3 protein-coding genes are annotated in these 2473 nt (G+C 71.4%); 1 reads left to right on the top strand and 2 read right to left on the bottom strand.

Annotated features, from left to right (window positions below; translation table 11 throughout):
* Nucleotides 1-312: LysR substrate-binding domain-containing protein (locus AC1D15_RS26845; protein ID WP_477828404.1), on the top strand; the 312-nt coding region annotated here is incomplete at its 5' end.
* Nucleotides 313-333: 21 nt separating this feature from the next.
* On the opposite strand, the gene AC1D15_RS26850 is transcribed toward AC1D15_RS26845, so the two are convergent.
* Nucleotides 334-1740: a DHA2 family efflux MFS transporter permease subunit gene (locus AC1D15_RS26850; RefSeq protein WP_047505910.1), complete on the bottom strand. Its 1407-nt coding sequence runs from the start codon at nucleotides 1738-1740 to the stop codon at nucleotides 334-336.
* A complete protein-coding gene (locus tag AC1D15_RS26855; protein WP_477828405.1) occupies nucleotides 1737-2339 on the bottom strand; it encodes a TetR/AcrR family transcriptional regulator in 603 nt (200 codons plus the stop codon). Before AC1D15_RS26855 ends, AC1D15_RS26850 begins: the two co-directional genes overlap by 4 nt.
* Between the last annotated feature and the right edge of the window lie 134 nt (nucleotides 2340-2473).

Below are 2473 nucleotides of genomic sequence, written 5' to 3' on the forward strand. Positions count from 1 at the left end.
ACGATGGACAGCGCCTTCGACGACATGCCCGACGTGGCGTGGCTCAAGCGCAGCTTCCCCGAGGCGCGCACGGCGTTCGGCAGCAACAGCCGCGAAGCGCAGGCGCGCCTGTGCGCGGCCGGTGCCGGCGTGGCGGTGCTGCCGTGCGCGCTGGCCGAGGGGATGCCCGGGCTGCGCCGCATCACGCGGGCCGAGCCGCCGCCCGGCCGTGAGGTCTGGATGGGCTACCACCAGGACCTGCGGAATGCCGGCCGGCTGCGCGCGTTCGTCGAGTTCGTGGCGGCGATAGCGGAGCAACGCGCGAACGGCTGATGCCGTTCGGCTCACGCCGCTTCAGGACGGCCGCGGTGCCGGCCGGGTGTTGACGAAAAGGCAGAGGAAGGCCGTCAGCAGCGCGAGGCCGATGTGCAGCCCGTAGACCGCGTTGAAATCGCTGCGCTGCACGACGCCGTGGCCGAGCAGCAGCACCGTGATCGCGACGCCGATCACGGCGCCGATCTGGCGCGTGGCCTGGTTGACGGCGCTGCCGACCGCATAGTGCTGTGCCGGCAGCTTGCTGACCGCCGCCCCCGACAGCGACGGCAGCACCATGCCGACGCTGGTGCCGCTCAGCAGCAGGCCGGGCAGCCAGTGCGTCAGGTAGGCGGGTTCGAGGCCGGGCATCGTCATGAACCAGAGGCCGGCGACGGCATAGAGCAGGGCGCCGCCGACCAGGAAGGGCCGGTGGCCGAGGCGCCCGGCGAGGCGGCCGGTGACGATGGCGACCGGGATCACGGTGAGCGGGCCCGGTGCGATCGCGATGCCGGCCAGTGCCTGGCTGTAGTGCCACACGTTGCTCATGTAGAAGAAGAACGTGAAGAACATCATCGCGAACGCGATGCCGAAGGCGAGCGTGGCGGCGTTGACGGCGCTGTAGGTGCGGTGGCGGAACAGGCCGAGGTCGACCAGCGGATCGCGCACCCGGCCGGCCCAGATGACGAACGCGACGAGGGCGATCACGCCGGTGCTGCCGGCGGCGAGCAGCTGCGCGCGCGTCCAGGCCGGCGATTCGGATTCGACGATGGCCAGCGCGATGGCACCGACCGCGACGATCAGCAGCGCCATGCCGACCGCATCGACCTTGCGCGGCGTGGCCGAGCGCGGGGATTCGCCGAGCAGCGCGGCGCCGCGCCACAGCGACAGCGCGCCGATCGGCAGGTTGATGAAGAAGGCCCAGGGCCAGCCGACGGTCTCGACGACGAGCGAGCCGAGGCTCGGGCCGACGGCGGCCGCGAAGCCGGCGACCGCGCCCCACAGGCTCACGGTGAGCGCTCGTTTCTCCTGCGGGAAGGCATTGAGCACGATCGACAGCGAGGCCGGCGTCAGCAGGGCCGCGCCGACGGCCTGCAGCACGCGCGCGGCGATCAGCCAGCCGACGCTGCCGGCGAGGCCGCAGGCGGCGGAGGCGGCGATGAACACGGTGACGCCGAACAGGAAGACCCGCTTGCGGCCGTGCGTGTCGGCGAGCCCGCCGGCGGGGATCAGCATTGCGGCGTAGACGACGGTGTAGGCGTTGAGCACCCACGACATGTCGGCGGCCGTGGCCTGCGGAAAGCCGGCACGCAGCGCGCCGAAGGCGGCGTACAGCATCGTGCTGTCGAGCGACACCAGGAAGGCGGCGACGCTCGCGACCCAGAAGACGGGCCACGGGGAGGTGCGCGGGGCGGGTGGTTCGACAACGACGGGGGTGGCGATGCTCATGGGGCTTGCTCGGAAGGTGTTGCGGTGTCGTACTGCAGCAGCAGGGCTTGGCGTGAGCCCGACAACAGGGCACGGCCTTCGGTGGTGTTGCCGAGCGCACGGGCCAGTTGCAGCGAGCCGACCAGCGTGCCGGTGATGACGCCGGCGGCGGCGCGGTGCGTCTCGGGCAAGGCAGTCGTCACGCGATCGACGAGGCGGCGCACGCGCTGCGCGGAGGCCTCGCGCACGAGCTCGGACTGGCGCGGCATGTCGGAGCCGAGCGCGGCGACCGGGCAGCCGCTGTCCATCGACACGAGGTGGCGATCGGCGAGGTAGGCATCGACGAGGGCGCGGAACGGGCTGACGCCTCGGGCGGCGCGTTGCGCGGTAGACCGTGCGACGTTGTCGGCGCTCTCGCGGCCGGCGTGTTCGAGCGCTTCGACGAGCAGTGCATCGCGCGATTCGAAGTGCGCATAGAAGCCGCCGTGTGTGAGCCCGGCGTCCTTCATCACGTCGGCGACGCCGAGGCCGGCGTAGCCATGGCGGCGGATCGCGCGGGCGGCGGCCTCGACGATGCGCTCATGGGTTTCTTCCTTCCGGGTGTTGGCGTGGCGTGCCATCGGTGTCTGCCTGCCGGGCTTGTTAATATGACACTGATCATATTCTTGTTCGTCGTTTTGTGCTTGTGCGGGCAAAGGCGCGGGTGGGGAGGCTGTGGCTCGCCGGCCGGTGCGGTCATCGCCCCGTCCTGATT

The sequence above is a fragment of the Rhizobacter sp. P2_H2 genome (assembly GCF_056403375.1).

Excerpts from the sequence above, each read along its gene's own strand:
- AC1D15_RS26850 (WP_047505910.1), bottom strand. The coding sequence starts at position 1,740 with ATGAGCATCGCCACCCCCGTCGTTGTCGAACCACCCGCCCCGCGCACC.
- AC1D15_RS26855 (WP_477828405.1), bottom strand. The coding sequence starts at position 2,339 with ATGGCACGCCACGCCAACACCCGGAAGGAAGAAACCCATGAGCGCATC.